The organism is Clavibacter michiganensis subsp. insidiosus, assembly GCF_002240565.1.
Classification (GTDB): Bacteria; Actinomycetota; Actinomycetes; order Actinomycetales; family Microbacteriaceae; genus Clavibacter; species Clavibacter insidiosus.
The window spans coordinates 1018935-1034591 of record NZ_MZMO01000001.1 but is presented as its reverse complement, the minus strand read 5'-3'; the positions used below and the strand labels follow the sequence as shown (position 1 = coordinate 1034591).

At 72.2% G+C, this 15657-nt stretch carries 12 protein-coding genes and 1 pseudogene; 8 read left to right on the top strand and 5 right to left on the bottom strand.

The genetic code is table 11. The features are described 5' to 3' along the window. Nucleotides 1-46: 46 nt before the first annotated feature. Nucleotides 47-1180: a bifunctional 2-methylcitrate synthase/citrate synthase gene (locus B5P21_RS05205; protein WP_373455976.1), complete on the bottom strand. Its 1134-nt coding sequence runs from the start codon at nucleotides 1178-1180 to the stop codon at nucleotides 47-49. A gap of 264 nt (nucleotides 1181-1444) precedes the next feature. On the opposite strand from B5P21_RS05205, the gene B5P21_RS05200 reads away from it, so the two are divergent. Continuing rightward, complete coding sequence (locus B5P21_RS05200; protein WP_045528953.1) at nucleotides 1445-2884, top strand: dihydrolipoyl dehydrogenase family protein; 1440 nt, start codon at nucleotides 1445-1447, stop codon at nucleotides 2882-2884. Between the two features lie 132 nt (nucleotides 2885-3016). Here the strand turns inward: B5P21_RS05200 and B5P21_RS16525 are convergent, their stop codons facing one another. Next, entirely contained in the window at nucleotides 3017-4270 is a 1254-nt protein-coding gene (locus B5P21_RS16525) for a hypothetical protein (RefSeq protein ID WP_133064166.1), read from the bottom strand. Further along, entirely contained in the window at nucleotides 4270-4674 is a 405-nt protein-coding gene (locus tag B5P21_RS05190) for a hypothetical protein (protein WP_094170862.1), read from the bottom strand. Before B5P21_RS05190 ends, B5P21_RS16525 begins: the two co-directional genes overlap by 1 nt. A 258-nt stretch (nucleotides 4675-4932) precedes the next feature. Here B5P21_RS05190 and B5P21_RS05185 point away from each other — a divergent pair, with 258 nt between their 5' ends. From B5P21_RS05185 to B5P21_RS16520, 6 genes and pseudogenes are all read left to right on the top strand, one after another. Continuing rightward, entirely contained in the window at nucleotides 4933-5529 is a 597-nt protein-coding gene (locus B5P21_RS05185) for an NAD(P)H-dependent oxidoreductase (protein ID WP_045528956.1), read from the top strand. Nucleotides 5530-5602: 73 nt separating this feature from the next. After that, nucleotides 5603-6115 (top strand): GNAT family N-acetyltransferase, encoded by a 513-nt coding sequence (locus B5P21_RS05180; protein WP_045528958.1) that lies wholly within the window; start codon nucleotides 5603-5605, stop codon nucleotides 6113-6115. 177 nt (nucleotides 6116-6292) lie between these two features. Then, nucleotides 6293-7690, top strand: coding sequence for a 3' terminal RNA ribose 2'-O-methyltransferase Hen1 (locus B5P21_RS05175; RefSeq protein WP_094170861.1), 1398 nt, complete (start codon nucleotides 6293-6295; stop codon nucleotides 7688-7690). Continuing rightward, nucleotides 7687-10271: pseudogene (locus B5P21_RS05170) on the top strand (polynucleotide kinase-phosphatase). The gene B5P21_RS05175 and the pseudogene B5P21_RS05170 overlap by 4 nt, the downstream one beginning before the upstream one ends. Nucleotides 10272-10330: 59 nt before the next feature. Next, nucleotides 10331-10486 carry a hypothetical protein gene (locus B5P21_RS16785; RefSeq protein ID WP_158385405.1) on the top strand — a complete coding sequence of 52 codons (156 nt, stop codon included), beginning with the start codon at nucleotides 10331-10333 and terminating at the stop codon, nucleotides 10484-10486. Nucleotides 10487-10842: 356 nt separating this feature from the next. Then, complete coding sequence (locus B5P21_RS16520; protein ID WP_133064165.1) at nucleotides 10843-12093, top strand: hypothetical protein; 1251 nt, start codon at nucleotides 10843-10845, stop codon at nucleotides 12091-12093. Between the two features lie 33 nt (nucleotides 12094-12126). Here the strand turns inward: B5P21_RS16520 and prpB are convergent, their stop codons facing one another. Both prpB and B5P21_RS05155 read right to left on the bottom strand, forming a co-directional pair. Beyond that, on the bottom strand, nucleotides 12127-13041 hold the full coding sequence (prpB, locus tag B5P21_RS05160) for a methylisocitrate lyase (RefSeq protein WP_045528967.1): 915 nt from the start codon (nucleotides 13039-13041) through the stop codon (nucleotides 12127-12129). Further along, nucleotides 13041-14591 (bottom strand): MmgE/PrpD family protein, encoded by a 1551-nt coding sequence (locus B5P21_RS05155; RefSeq protein WP_045528969.1) that lies wholly within the window; start codon nucleotides 14589-14591, stop codon nucleotides 13041-13043. Before B5P21_RS05155 ends, prpB begins: the two co-directional genes overlap by 1 nt. 101 nt (nucleotides 14592-14692) lie before the next feature. Between B5P21_RS05155 and B5P21_RS17600 the strand changes: the two genes are divergently transcribed. Beyond that, nucleotides 14693-15631 carry a GNAT family N-acetyltransferase gene (locus B5P21_RS17600; protein ID WP_094170860.1) on the top strand — a complete coding sequence of 313 codons (939 nt, stop codon included), beginning with the start codon at nucleotides 14693-14695 and terminating at the stop codon, nucleotides 15629-15631. Nucleotides 15632-15657 lie beyond the last annotated feature (26 nt).

Genomic DNA, 15657 nt, shown 5'->3' with positions numbered 1-15657 from the left:
GCTCCCGGCCGTGTGACGGGGGCCCGCGGGCCGGCTCCGGCGGCGGTCAGGACAGGTGGCGCTCCGCCGGTCCGTCGTACTCCGAGAGCGGCCGGATCAGCGAGTTCGCCGCCCGCTGCTCGACGATGTGCGCGGTCCAGCCGACCACGCGCGCGGCGACGAAGAGCGGCGTGAAGGCGCGGGTCTCGAAGCCGAGGAGCGCGTAGGCGGGACCGGACGGGTAGTCGAGGTTCGGCAGGATCCCGGTGCGCTCGGCCATGCCGCGCTCGAGCGCGTCGTACAGCTCCATCGTGCGACGGGCGGACTCCCCCGCCCCGCCGCCGCCGGCCACGCGCACGGCGACGAGGTCGTCGAGCGCCTGCTTCATGGTGGGCACGCGCGAGTCGCCCGCGCGGTAGACGCGGTGTCCGAAGCCCATGACCTTGCGCTTCGCGGCGAGCGCCGCGTCGAGCCACACCTCCACGCGCGCCGCGTCGCCGATCTCGTCGAGCGTCTCGAGCACGGCCTCGTTGGCGCCGCCGTGCAGCGGGCCCTTGAGCGCGCCGATCGCGCCCGTGACCGCCGAGTGCAGGTCGGCGAGGGTCGAGGTGATGACGCGGGCCGTGAACGTGGAGGCGTTGAAGGAGTGCTCGGCGTAGAGGATCAGCGACACCTCCATGGCCTTCGCGTCGGCCTCGGTGGGGCGCTCGCCGTGGACCATGAGGAGGAGGTTCTCGGCGAGGCCGAGGTCGTCGCGCGGCTCGACGGGGTCGAGGCCCTGGCGGCGGCGCTGGTCGTAGGCGATGAGCACGGGGATCTGCGCGAGCAGCCGCACGGAGCGCTCGAGGTCGGCGTCGGCGGAGTGGTCGTCGGGTGCGGGATCCGCGGCGCCGATCGCGCTGACGGCGGTGCGCAGGACGTCCATCGGGTGGGCGTCGACGGGCAGGGCGTCGACGATCCGGAGCACCGCGTCGGCCGGCCGCCGCTCGGCGCGCTCCTGGTTCTCGAAGTGCGCGAGCTCCTCGTCGGTGGGCAGCTCGCCGTGCCAGAGGAGGTACGCGACCTGCTCGAAGGAGCAGTGCGCGGCGAGCTCCTGCACGGGGTACCCGCGGTAGAGGAGGGAGTTGGTGGCCGGCTCGACCTTGCTGATGCGGGTCGTGTCGACGACGACCCCGGCGAGGCCCTTGCGGATGTCGGTCATGGTGCTCCTTCGCGTCATGCCGCACCCGCGTGGTCGGGCGGATCGGGTCGCCTCGGGGTGCGTTCGTCACTGTATCGGGGCGGGTGGCGCGGGGGCGAGGGCGGCCGACGGCACCGGCCCGGACCCACGGCGACGGGCTGGGGAGGAGGGGACGCGGGTGACGGGCGCCTCCGGAGCGCGGTGCTCGCGGCGCCCGCTCGGTAGCCTCACCAGCAGGCGCTCCCGAGGCGCCGCCCGCACCGCAGCGCCGACCCGGAGGACGCCATGCCCGAGAGCACCGACCACGCCGATCCCGCCGACGCCCCGGCGCACTACGACGTCGCCGTCATCGGCGCCGGGCCCGCGGGCACCGCTGCCGCCCTCCGCGCCGCCGAGCTGGGCGCGTCCGTCGTGGTGCTCGAGGCCGGACGCGTCGGCGGCACGTGCGTCAACACCGGGTGTGTGCCCACGCGCGTGCTCGCGAAGACCGCGCGGCTCGTGCGCGAGGTGCGCTCGGCGGGCGAGAACGGGATCGGCGTGGGCACGCCTGTGCCGCACTGGCCGTCGATCGTGGTGCGCGTGCACGCGCAGGTCGACCGCGTGCGCTCGCTCAAGGACGAGGCCGCCCGGTTCGAGGCGGCGGGCGTGACGCTGATCCACGAGGGCCGCGCGCGCTTCGTCGACGACCGCACGCTCCAGCTCGACAGCGGCAGGCGGATCACCGCGGGCTCGATCATCGTGTGCGTCGGCGGCCACTCGCGCCGCCTGCCCGTGCCCGGCGCCGAGCTCGCGACCGTGCCCGAGGACGTGCTCGCGCTGCCGGGGATCCCCCGCCGCCTCGCCGTGATCGGCGCCGGCAACACGGGCGCGCAGCTCGTGACGGTCTTCCGGTCGTTCGGCTCCGAGGTCACGCTGCTCGACGTCGCGCCGCGCGTGCTCACCGCGTCCGACGAGGCGATCTCCGAGGCCGTCGAGGACGCGTTCACCGCGCAGGGCGTGCGGGTTCGCACGGGCATCGACACCGTGACGGGCCTCACCAAGACGGGCGACGGATCCATCACCCTGCTCTGGCGCGCGGGCGACCGCCCGCAGTCCTCCAGCTTCGACGCCGTGATCATGGCCACCGGCTGGCCCGCCGACGTCGACGACCTGGGGCTCGAGCACGCCGGTGTCGAGGTGGAGCGCTCGGCGATCCCGGTCGACCGGTACCTCCGCACGCGCGTGCCGCACATCCTCGCCGTGGGCGACGCCACGGGCAAGGACATGCTCGTGCAGGCCGCGCAGTCCGAGGGCGAGGCCGCGGCGGAGAACGCGGTGCTGGGCGTCAACCGGCGGATCCCGCTGCAGCTGCTCCCCGCCGGCGGCTTCACCGACCCGGACTACGCGGGCGTCGGCCTCACCCAGGCGGAGGCACGCGAGCGCGACGGCGCGTGCGTGGTCGCGCGGGTGCCGTTCGAGGAGGTCGACCGCGCCGTGATCGACGACCGCGAGGCCGGCTTCCTCCTGCTCATCGCCGACCGCCGCCGCGAGCTCATCCTCGGCGCGCACGCCGTGGGCGAGAACGCGGTCGAGGTGATCCAGTCGGTCACCACCGCGATGGCCGCGGGCGTCGACGTCGCGACCCTCGCGCACGTGCGGTTCGCGTACCCCACGTACAGCGCGATCATCGGGATCGCCGCCCGGCGCCTGCTGCAGGAGGACGAGCGCGCGGGCGACCTCGATTGAGGCGGACTGCGTGCACGGACCGCTACCGCTACTACCCAGCTGCGCGTCGCCGAGTGGACGCTTGACTGCGATCATGACGCAAGCTGGATCTCCGAAACAGGCTTGAGGCGCGGGAAACGTTGCACTGAGCTATCAGAGAAGCGACGGCGGATCTGACGGACGGCCGCGTTCCGCAGCGATGAAGATACGGATCTCTTCAAGGATGAATTTCGCTCCCGTGGTCTCATCGCCACTTGTGAACGGAGTCTCTACGCGAATGCGGGCTGCAACGAAGCTATCGTCGCCCACTCGCAATCCGTTGGCCTGCGTTGTAGCAGCTGCCGTCATCTCGCCCTTATATGTGACCATGGGGTTCGCGGCATCTACGATCTCAAACCGCTGCCTCCTTAAAACCAGGCCGGTCAGGATGCCACGCTCTAGGTCGACGTACTCCACCGTTGGCTCAACCATCTCGAACGCGTCAACTGCCGACTGGACACGATCCGGAGGTGCACTCGCACGGACGACACGTCCTGAATGAGCCACGACGCTAGTAAGAGCCAGCCCACTGCCGGCCCCAGACGCCGCTGTCAGCATGTCTAAGAAGCGGTTTCTTACCGTCGGCGTGTGCTCCTTGACCAAGCTTAGGAACGCAGAGTCACCGTCACCCACGGCCGCTATAAGTTCGCTAAGACGCTCAAAAATAAGCTCAGTGACGTCGGTGGCCTCAGCCAAGGTACCAACGGAATCGATGCCCATAACGACTACGAAGGACGCAGCTCGCAAATCAAGAACGGAGGAGCGAATTTCGTGCCGATGAGGAGACTTGCTCTGGGTGACGATCTCTTTAGTGAGGGCGGCGACCTCCCCGTCAACCGCGGTCTGCAACTCGCCGGCGTAGCGGCCGGGAAAGCCTGTGATCAAGGAGTCGGGAGTCTCCACTTCCAGCGCGAAGATAGTTCGTCCCTGAGCTTCCGAAAGGCTCACCAACTCACTGGACAAGAAGGGCCGAACTGTGGCGGTCGGCATTTTCAACCGCGCACCTACCGCCGGTAACCATGCTTCGGCAATCTCCGAGGGTCGCTGAGGAGCAATCCTCACCTCAGGCGGACCCTCGTCTCCAAAGGTCCAAACGATACTAAAGAGCGAAAAGGGGGCGGCCCCCGCAAAAGTATCGCGAAACTGAATCACACCCGAACGTACAGCTCGGAAGCGGTCCTCGTTAACGGCAACCGCTAACGCGGTCACGGCCGTCTCGTCATCCGATTCCTCTACAGTATTTACTACATAGTAAAGATCGGGCATGGCCCGTGATCGCAAGGCAAAGGTTTGAGGCCCGTCGAAGTAGACGTATGTCTCAACGTATTCAAACGGAGCACCGAGAAGCGGCAGGGATTCGTAGTCCACTAGGCAACCTCTCTCGGGGCTTCGATGATGATGGCCTCGGGGATGAGGTCGTAGGGCTCAGTCCACCAGTCATGATGGCTTGCTGACGCGTCAGTGGGCGTGTGCTTCAGTACCCCGTCCGCCGTTGTGATGGTAACGGCAGCTACCGGCTTCGCCGCGATGCGAGGGTTGATGTCCCTGGCCTCGTCAAGGTCGTCCTTGGATCCGAAGAGCGAGAGCCCGTGTGCAGCACACTCGTGTTCCTTACCGTAAAGGTCTCCCTTCCTAGTCTCGTACGGCCGCAGCCAGCAAGCAGGCGTCGTTGAGTCATCGACGGCGAGGCCGCGAACCGCGAGGCGATAGAACGTCCCTTCCATGGAGACGGCGTCGTCGGGAGGGCAATCAGGGGGGAATGGCAGCACCATGAGAGCTCCAAGTAGATCGTTCGCCGGACTTCACGCCTACCCCGCCTTCGGGGCGCTTCAACTCACCCCCCTGGGCTGGCCAGACACTCGTGGTCCTTCTTCGTGCACCTCTCCGCTCGCCACCCAGCAGGTAGCCGTTCGCGTACCCCACGTACAGCGCGATCATCGGGATCGCCGCCCGGCGCCTGCTGCAGGAGGACGAGCGCGCGGGCGAGCTCGATTGACCCCACGTCCGGGCGGGCGTGGTCGGATGGACGCATGACCGCGCTCATCGTCACGGCCCACCCCGATCCCGACTCCCTCACCCACGACGTCGCCCGCCGGCTCGCGTCCGCCCTCGTCTCCGGCGGGTCCGGGGTCACGACCGCGCACCTCGCCCAGGAGGGCTTCGACCCGGTGTTCGGCATGGCCGACCGGCGCGCGTACGCCGGCGACGGGTCCGCGCCCGCGGACGTCGTCGCCGAGCAGGCGCGGCTCGACGCCGTGGATCACGTCGTGCTCGCCTTCCCCGTGTGGTGGTGGTCGATGCCCGCGCTGCTGAAGGGCTGGATCGACCGGACGTTCATCGCCGGCTGGGCCTTCGGCATCGACGACGACGGCCGCATCGAGAAGCGGCTGCAGCGCCTCACCGTGCACCTCGTGCCCGTCTCCGGCACGAGCCGCGAGTCGTTCGCGCGGCACGGCTACCTCACGTCGTTCGAGACGCAGGTCGGGCACGGGATCCTCGACTACTGCGGCGCGCGCCGGGGTGCGACCGCGTTCGTGCACGACTCCGAGTCCGGCGATCAGGACGCCGTGCGCGCCGAGGCGGAGCGGGCGGTCGCGGAGGTCGTCGCGGCGATCACGGCCGGGTGATGCTCGTGGAGACGACGACGCGAGCACGGCACGGGCTCCGCGCCCGACGGACGGCACCGCCCACCGTCGTGCCATGAGCGAGTCGCCCACCCCGCCGCACGACGGGACCTCATCGCCTGCCGCGCACCCCGCCGTCACGATCCGCCCCGCCCGCGCCGAGGACATGCGGCAGGTCGCGCAGCTGCGCTGGCGGTGGAGCGTCGAGGAGTCCGGGACGGCGCCCGTGACCGACGAGGCCGGCTACCTCGCCGCGACCGCCGCCTTCGCCGCGGCCCACGCCCGCACGCACCGGTGCGTCGTCGCCGAGGCGGACGGCGAGGTCGTGGGGATGGGCTGGCTCGCCCTCACGGATCGCCCGCCGACGCCGGACGACCTGAGCCGGGTCTCCGGCGACGTCCAGTCGGTCTACGTCCTGCCGGCGCTGCGCGGATCGGGGACGGGCGCGCGGCTCGTGGCGGCGCTGCTCGACGACGCCCGGGCGCGGGGCTGCCGGTACGTCCGCGTGCACTCCAGCGCCCGGGCGCTGAACCTCTACGCGCGCGCGGGGTTCGCGGTCGACGAGACGTACCGCGTCGTCCGCCTCTGAGGCGTCGGGCCCACGCGACCGCTCGTGGCGTCGTCCCCCTCCGACGGCGACCAGACCGCGCCCCGGACGGAACCCCCGGTGAGGGGGCCGTGTCGCACGCCCCCGCGGGGATCCCCCGCTCGCTACGGTGGGAGCCGGCCTCCGCAGCGGGTCGCATCCCCCACGAGAGAGACCACCGTGCTCATCACCCTCACCTCGACCGCGCCGTCGGCGTCCGACCTCAGCCACCTCCTCCGCAAGCACCCGGCGAAGGCGCAGTCCTTCGACCTCGCCGTCGGCACCGCGCATGTCGTCTACCCCGAGGCGACCGACGACCGGTGCACGGTCGCGCTGCTGCTGGAGGTGGATCCGATCGCGCTCGTCCGCGACAGGCGGTTCCGCAGCGCGGGCGCCGGGAGCATCACCCACTACGTGAACGACCGGCCGTACGCGTCGTCGTCGATGCTCGCGGTGGCCCTCGGCCAGGTCTTCCGCACCGCCATGGGCGGACGCAGCGACACCTTCCCCGAGCTCGCGGCGAGCGCCCTCCCGCTGACGGTCACCGTCGCGGCGCTCCCCGCGCGCGGCGGCGCCGACCTCGTGCGCGACCTGTTCGCGCCGCTCGGCTGGCGGGTGGACGCGACGCCCGTGCCGCTGGATCCCGCGTTCCCCGCCTGGGGCGACTCCCGGTACGTCGACCTCGTGCTCACCGGCGAGGTCCGCCTGGCCGATGCCCTGCGCCACCTCTACGTGCTGCTGCCCGTGCTCGACGACGGCAAGCACTACTGGGTGTCGGAGGACGAGGTGGGCAAGCTCCTCCGCGCCGGCGAGGGGTGGCTCACCGAGCACCCCGCGCGAGACCTCATCACCCGCCGGTACCTGGCGCACCAGCGCGACCTCGTGGGCGAGGCGGACGACCGGCTCGACGCGGGGTCCGATGCGCCCGCGGACGCCCCCGCGGATCCCGCCGCTCCCGCGCCGCGCACCCCCTCGCTCGCCCGCCTGCGCGCCGAGACGGTGCACGCGGTGCTCACGGAGGTCGGCGCGCGCACGGTGGCCGACGTCGGCTGCGGATCCGGGGCGCTGCTCGCGCACCTGGTGGCGGACCCGGCGTTCACGCGCATCATCGGCACCGACGTCTCCACCTCCGACCTGGAGGCCGCCGCCCGTCGCCTCGGCCTGCGCGACGCGAGCGACCGGGCGCGCGAGCGGATCCAGCTCCTCCCGTCGTCCGTGACCTACGAGGACCCGCGCATCGCGGGCCTCGACGCGATCGTGCTGATGGAGGTGATCGAGCACGTCGACCCCGACCGGCACGCGGCGCTCGAGGCCAGCGTGTTCGGATCCGCGTCGCCCGCCGCCGTCGTCGTCACGACCCCGAACGCCGAGCACAACGCGCTCTACCCGGGGCTCGCGGCCGGCGCCCTCCGCCACCCCGACCACCGCTTCGAGTGGACCCGGGCGGAGTTCGCCGCGTGGGCGGAGCGCGTGGCCGACCGCTTCGGCTACCGCGTCGAGATCCGGCCCGTCGGCGACGCGGATCCCGTCCACGGCTCCCCCACCCAGCTCGCGCTCTTCCGGAAGGCCACGCGATGACCGACGCCCCCGCCCCTGCGGCGCTGCCCCTCCCGCGCATGTCGCTCGTGCTGCTCGTCGGCGCGAGCGGATCCGGCAAGTCGACCTTCGCGCGCACGCACTTCGGCCCCTACGAGGTGCTGTCGAGCGACGTCTTCCGCGGCCTCGTCTCGAACGACGAGAACGACCAGTCGGCCACGTCGGCCGCCTTCGAAGCGCTCCGGCACGTCGCCGCGCACCGCCTCCGCCGCGGGCTGATGACCGTGATCGACGCCACGAACGTGCAGCCCGAGTCCCGCCGATCCCTCGTGCAGCTCGCCCGCGACCACGACGTGCTGCCCGTGGCGATCGTGCTCGACGTGCCGGTCGGCGTGTGCGTGGAGCGGAACGCGGCGCGCACGGATCGCACCTTCGGCGCCTCCGTCGTGAAGCGCCAGCACGACCAGCTCCAGCGGTCGCTGAAGGGCCTCGGCCGCGAGGGCTTCCGGAAGGCGCACGTGCTCCGCGGCGTGGAGGAGGTCGCGGCCGCGCGCTTCACGGTCGAGCCGCTCCTCAACGACCTCCGGCACGAGCGCGGTCCCTTCGACGCGATCGGCGACGTGCACGGCTGCCGCGCGGAGCTCGAGACGCTGCTCGGGGAGCTGGGCTACGAGATCCAGCGGGACGAGCGGGGCCGGCCCGTCGATGCCGCGCACCCCGCGGGCCGCCGCGCGGTGTTCCTCGGCGACCTCGTGGATCGCGGCCCCGACACCCCGGGCGTGCTCCGCCTCGTGATGGGCATGGTGCGCGCGGGCCACGCGTTCGCCGTGCCGGGCAACCACGAGGACAAGCTCGTGAAGGCCCTGCAGGGGAAGAAGGTGCGGGTCGCGTACGGCCTCGCCGAGTCGCTCGCGCAGCTCGCCGAGGAGGACGAGGCGTTCCGCGTGGACGTCGAGCGGTTCTGCCGCGAGCTCGTCTCGCACCTCGTGCTCGACGGCGGCGACCTCGTCGTCGCGCACGCCGGCCTCATCGAGGCGTACCAGGGCCGCGCGTCGGGCCGCGTTCGCGCCTTCGCGCTCTGGGGCGACGCCACGATCGGCGAGACCGACGAGCACGGCCTGCCCGTGCGGCGCGACTGGGCGCTCGACTACCGCGGATCCGCGACGGTGCTCTACGGGCACGTCGCCGGGGTCAGCACCGAGTGGGTCAACGGCACGCTCTGCCTCGACACCGGATGCGTGTTCGGCGGCGAGCTCACCGCCCTCCGCTGGCCCGAGCGCGAGGTCGTCTCCGTGTCCGCCGAACGCGTCTGGTCGGAGCCGGCCGTGCCGCTCGGCCGCCGGTACGCGTCGTCCGCCGCCGCCGGATCCGCCGCCGCGGCCGACGAGCGCGCCCCGGGCCTCCTCCGCATCGACGACGTGCTCGGGAAGCAGGTCGTGGAGACACGGGCCTTCGGCCGCGTCGGGATCCGCGAGGACGCCGCCGCCGGCGCCCTCGAGACCATGAGCCGCTTCGCCGTCGACCCTCGGCACCTCCTCTACCTGCCGCCCACGATGAGCCCGCCCGCGACCTCGTCCCGCGACGACGTGCTCGAGCACCCGGCCGAGGCGTTCGAGGCGTACCGGCGTGACGGGCTCGAGCGCGTGATCTGCGAGGAGAAGCACATGGGATCCCGCGCCGTGGTGCTCCTCGCCCGCGACCCGGCCCGCTTCGACGCTCCGGCCGGCTGGCGCGGCGTCGTGCACACCCGCACCGGCCGCCCGTTCTTCGACGCCGCCGACACGGACGCCCTGCTCGCCCGGCTCGACGCCGCCGTGGAGACGGCCGGCCTCTGGGCGGAGCTCGACACGTCGTGGATCCTGCTCGACGCCGAGCTGCTGCCGTGGTCGGCGAAGGCCGGGCCGCTGATCCGCGACCAGTACGCGTCCGTCGGCGCCGCCGCGACGGCCGCGCTGCCCGCGGCCGTCCGCACGCTCGAGCAGGCGGCGGCATCCGGCATCGACGTGGCCGACCTCCTCGACCGCACGCGCGCACGCGCCGCCGACGCGGAGGCGTACGTCGCCGCGTACCGGCGGCACGCCGCGCCCTCCGCCAGCCTCGACGACGTGCGCCTCGCCCCGTTCAGCTCCTCGCCACCGAGGGCGCGACCCACCTGGCGCGCGACCACGCCTGGCACCTGGCGCTCGCGGACCGGCTGGCGGACGCCGATCCGGGCCTCGTGATCCCCACCCGCTCGATCGCCGTCGACCTCGCCGACCCGGGCTCGGAGGAGGCCGCCACGCGCTGGTGGCAGGAGCTGACGGACCAGGGAGGCGAGGGCATGGTCGTGAAGCCCGTGGCGGGCCTCGTCCGCGGGCGGAAGGCGCTCGCGCAGCCGGGCATCAAGGTGCGCGGCCGCGAGTACCTGCGCATCGTCTACGGCCCCGACTACACGGAACCGGAGAACCTCCGCCGCCTCCGCGACCGCGACGTCGGCCACAAGCGGTCGATGGCCCTCCGCGAGTACGCGCTCGGCGTGGAGGCGGTCGAGCGCTTCGTCGCGGGCGAGCCGACGTGGCGCGTGCACCAGGCGGTCTTCGGCGTGCTCGCGATGGAGTCCGAGCCGGTGGATCCGCGGTTGTGACGCCCGCCCCGTGTGGACGCTCCGGCGCCGCCCGGGCCGTCCGCGGCTAGCCTCGCCGGATGCCCGCCGCCCCCGCCGCCCGATCCGGCGGGGTGCGCGAGGTCACCCGCGCGGGGCACGTCCTCTCGTCGCTCGCGATGGGGATCCTCCTCCCCATGCTGATGCTGGGCCTCGCGCTCGACGGATCGCTCCGCTACCTCGACGACCGCGACTAGGCATCACGCCCCGCCGCGGTTCCCCTCCAGCGTGAGGGTGAAGACGTCCTCGTCGAAGGCGAGTCACACCTGGCACCGACGGCGGTGGACGGCGGGCGCGAGGTCGACCCGAGCAGAGCTAGCTTTTGCGCACCATGCGCCGGGGCCGTCCCGGCACACCGTTGAGAGAATCTCTGATCATGAACACACGAGGCACCGTCGCCTCTCGAATCGCCGCCGGCATCTGTCTCGCGACGCTGCTCAACATCCCCGCCATGTCCGCCACAGCCGCCGAGGTACCGTCGCCGCATTCCCCAAGCGTGGCGTCTGGCACACATCCGCTCTCCCAGGACGCCGCCGCCGACCGTGTCTGATTCGTGGCCTCTCCTACGGAGTCGTTCTCCGAGATCGTCACGCGTGCGATCGCTGCCGACCCGACATCCGCCCGCCACTGGAAGGATGTGCTCGCAGGGCTCACATCGCGAGTGCAGGCAGGCGCAGATCCCCATCTACCGGGTAGCGCCATCAGCCTGGAGGACGAGAAGGGGCAGCTGGCGGATGCGACCCGATTCGCCGCTCTCTCTGCTTCCTCCCCTGAGGCGGATGCGGTCCGCCCGGACGCGGTGGGCGGCACAGAATTCGAATTGCGAGGAGTAGCCGTCAACTCGAACCGCACCTGGCAAGTCCACACCGAGATGGATGGGGCCTTCTGCGATCCGGTGGAGGGATGCGAGACGACCGACGTGACGCGTCAGACGTGGAAGGTCACCCCCGGCCGAGAGGGGGACAGGTTCAGCTTCACTTCGACACGGGTGGGCAGTGGCAATCTCAGCGACATCTACGCGAACCTCGCCGTCGACTGCAACGGCGATGAATGCGGTTCCGGGTCAGCGGGGAAGGACGGGCCGCGGAACGGCAACGGCTCCGGTTCACCAGTCGTGTCGCACACCAGCAATGCTGGAGGCGCACAAGTGGATCGCATCCAGATGCACGCGTTCTTCTCGCCGAACGGCTCCGACTACTTCGATTCCGTGCGCACAGGTACGGCCCAGTGCGGAACGGGAGCGACCTTCGCGTGCATCTACTCGACGAATGCAGAGGAGTGGACGATGTGTGATGACGAGCTCCTGAGGCGGTACGACGCGGAGCGTCAGCGTCATCAGCGTGCGCGCTTCGAGTGGGTGCCTGCGCCGCTCGAGGGACGCACCGTCCTCGCCCTCGGGGGTGGTCGCGCCTTCTGGGCGGACGCGTTCCGGGGCTATCCCGACGGCATCACGTTCACGACGCACTACCGGTGGATCCGCGGCCACCTGCCGGAAGCCGATCCGGACGCCTGGCCGAATCTCGCCATCGAATTCTCGGCCAGCGATCCTGTGAACATCACCGCGGATGTCGACGGTCGCGGGGAGCCGCGCGCCACCGGGACGCAGGGCGGCCACGCCTTGCACGCCCTGGGGAGCGCCGACCTTCCCGGGATCGCCACCGCTGAGTGGTGGCTCCCTGAGGTGCCGCGGGTATCGCTCGCGCTCGCGTTCTTGCATGCATCGATCGGCCTCGAAGGGTCCGCCGTCGTCGACACGCGCGGCTGGACCGACGAGATCGCGGCGAACGCCATTCGCATCGGGTGACACCGCTTCACGAGGACGGGTCCACGGCGGGCCTCACGCCCCGCCGCGGTTCCCCTCCAGCGTGAAGGTGAAGACGTCCTCGTCGAACGCGCTGTAGCCCGCGTAGTCGAGGAGCTCGTAGAGGCGGGCGCGGGTCTGCATCTCCGGCACCTTCGAGGCGAGCGTGCCCTCCTCGAGGATCGCGTCGAGGCCGCGCTCGGCGGCGCCCATCGCGAGGCGCAGCAGCGACACCGGGTAGATCACGATGTTCACGCCCACGTCCGCGAGCTGCTGCGTCGTGAACAGCTCGCTCTTCCCGAACTCGGTCATGTTGGCGAGGATCGGCACGTCCACCGCGGCGCGCATCGCCTCGAACTCGGCGAGGTCCGCCATCGCCTCGGGGAAGATCGCGTCGGCGCCCGCATCCACGAGCGCACGAGCCCGGTCGACCGCAGCCGCCATCCCGTCGACGCCGCGCACGTCGGTGCGGGCCATGACCAGCAGGTCGGGATCGCGGCGGGCGTCGACGGCCGCGCGGATCCGCTTCAGCGCCGTCGACTCGTCCACCACCTGCTTGCCGTCGAGGTGGCCGCAGCGCTTGGGGTTCACCTGGTCCTCGATGTGGAGGCCCGCGACGCCCGCGTCCTCGAGCATCTGCACGGTACGCGCGACGTTCATCGGCTCGCCGAAGCCCGTGTCCGCGTCCACGAGGCAGGGCAGGTCGGTGACCCGCGCGATCTGCTGCGAGCGCCCAGCCACCTCGGTGAGCGTGGTGAGGCCGATGTCGGGGAGCCCGAGGTCCGCCGACAGGACGGCGCCCGAGATGTAGACGCCGTCCATGCCCTTGTCCTGGATGAGGCGGGCCGAGAGGGGGTTGAACGCGCCGGGCATCCGGAGCAGCTCACCCGACGCGAGCCGCTCGCGGAACGCGCGGCGCTTGGCGGCGGAGGTGAGGTTCGAGTGCAGCACTAGAGGAGTCCCTTCGGGGAGCCGGCGCCGTCGAGGAGGCCGGGTCGTGCGGTGACGGTGAGGCCGGCGAGCTCGTCGGCGGCGAGCTCGGGCAGGCGCTCGACGAGCTGGAGGAAGCGGTCGACCTCGGCCTCCTCGAGCACGCCGTCGGCGAGCGTGCGGAGCTTGCCCACGTAGTCGGCGCGCGCGAACGGCCGGGCGCCGAGCGGGTGCGCGTCGGCGACGGCGATCTCGTCGACGATGGTCGAGCCGTCCGTCAGGCGGATCTCCACCCGTCCGCCGAACGCCTTCTCGGCCGGATCCATGGAGTGGTACCGGCGGGTCCACTCCGGGTCCTCGGTCGTGGTGACGCGGCGCCAGAGGTCTACCGTGTCGGGGCGGCCGGCGCGCCCGGGCGCGTACGAGTCGACGTGGTGCCAGGCGCCGTCCTGCAGCGCGACGGTGAAGATGTACGGGATCGAGTGGTCGAGCGTCTCGCGGCTGGCGCGCGGGTCGTACTTCTGCGGGTCGTTGGCGCCGGATCCGATGACGACGTGCGTGTGGTGCGACGAGTGGATGAGGACGCGGTCGATCGCGTCCGCGTCGGCGAGCACGGGGTGGGTGTCGTGCAGGCGGCGCGCGAGGTCGATCCACGCCTGCGCCTGGTACTCGGCCGAGTGCTCCTTCGTGTACGTGTCGAGGATCGCCCGCTTGGCCTCGCCCGGCGCGGGCAGCGGCACGTCGTAGCCGGCGTCGGGGCCGTCGAGCAGCCAGGCGATCACGCCGTCCTCGCCCTCGTAGATGGGGGTCGGGCTGGTCTGGCCGCGCATCGCCCGGTCGATCGCCTCGACGGCCATCTTCCCGGCGAACGCGGGCGCGTGCGCCTTCCACGTGCTGATGGCGCCCTTGCGCGACTGCCGCGTGGCGGTCGTGGTGTGCAGCGCCTGGCCGACGGCCTGGAACACGGTCTCCTGATCCAGCCCCAGGAGCGTGCCGATGCCGGCGGCGGCCGACGGGCCGAGGTGCGCGACGTGGTCGATCTTGTGCGCGTGCAGGCTGATGGCCTTCACCAGGTCGACCTGGATCTCGTAGCCGGTCGCGATGCCGCGGATCACGTCGGCGCCCGTGATCGCGCGGCCGTCGGGGCGGCCGGCCGCGGCGGCGTGCTGCGCGGCGGCGAGGATCGGCGGGATGTTGTCGCCCGGGTGCGAGTACTCGGCGGCGAGGAACGTGTCGTGATAGTCGAGCTCGCGCACGGCCACGCCGTTCGCCCAGGCGGCCCACTCGGCGCTCACCCGGGTGGCGGGATCCGCGCCCACGACGGTCGCGCCCGCACCGCCCGTGGACGGCCCGTGCGCGAGGGCCTGCGCACGCGCCGCGACGACGGGCGCGCGGGTGAGCGAGGCGGTCGCGACGGCGGCGTTGTCGATGATGCGGTTGACGATCATCCCGGTGACGTCGGCGTCGACCTCGACCGGGTCGGCGGCGACGGCGGCGATGCGCCCCGCCAGCTGCTCCCCGGGAGGCAGGGCCTCGTCGCTGCGGTGGACGCGGACGCGGTGGATCTGCATGCTCTTCCTCACGGTCGGGCGCCTGTCGCGGAGGGCTCGGGGCCCCGTCCGCGCGGCACCGGTCCAGCGTATCCACCGCAGGAGCAGCCCTACGCTGGAGCGTGCTCACCGTCGCCCCGGAGTCCCCGCGCCAGGATGACGTGCTGCCGCTGCTGCGGCAGGCCGACGACTTCGCGCTCGCCCTCTACCCGGCGGAGAACTACCACGCGCTCGACGTCGGCGACCTCGAGCGGCCCGGCGTCACCTTCCTCGTGGCGCGCGACGACGGCCGCGCTCTCGGCACCGCGGCCGTCGTCGACGAGGGCGACGGATCCGCGGAGCTGAAGCGCGTGTTCGTCACGGACGCGGCGCGCGGCCTCGGCGTCGGGCGCGCGCTCCTGGTCGCCGCCGAGGACCGGGCCCGGGCGCTCGGCGCGCACGTCATGCGGCTCGAGACCGGCCTGCCGCAGACCGCCGCCATCGCGATGTACGAGCGCGGCGGCTACCGGCACGTGCCGCGCTTCGGGGAGTACGCCGAGGATCCGACGAGCGTCTGCATGGAGCGCGACCTGCGCCAGGATCCCGGACCGCTCCCCCGCTGGATCCTCCGCCCGGCGCTCCCCGACGACGCGACGTGGATGGCCGAGCTCCGCGCCGTCGTCCTCCGGCCCGACCTCGAGCGGCTCGGCCGGTGGGATCCGGTGCGGGTCCGCCGCCGCTTCCTCGACGGCTGGGCACCCGAGCGCACCTCGGTGATCCGCGTCGGCGGCCGCGACGTCGGCCTCATCGCCCGCCGCGACGAGCCCGACGCGCGCTGGATCGAGCACTTCTACCTGGATCCCGCGCTGCAGGGCCAGGGCATCGGCGGCGAGGTGCTCCGCGATCTCATGTCCCGGCACGACGACGGGCGCCCGTTCCGCCTCGACGTGCTCCAGGGCAGCGTGGCGCGGCGGCTCTACGAGCGGGCCGGCTTCCGGGTCGAGCGGGAGGACGCGGTGGACGTGTGGCTCGTGGCGCTCGTGGCGCTCCGCACCCGACCCGCGGCCTCCGCCTCGCCGTAACGTGGAGGGAACACCGCGAAGGAGCA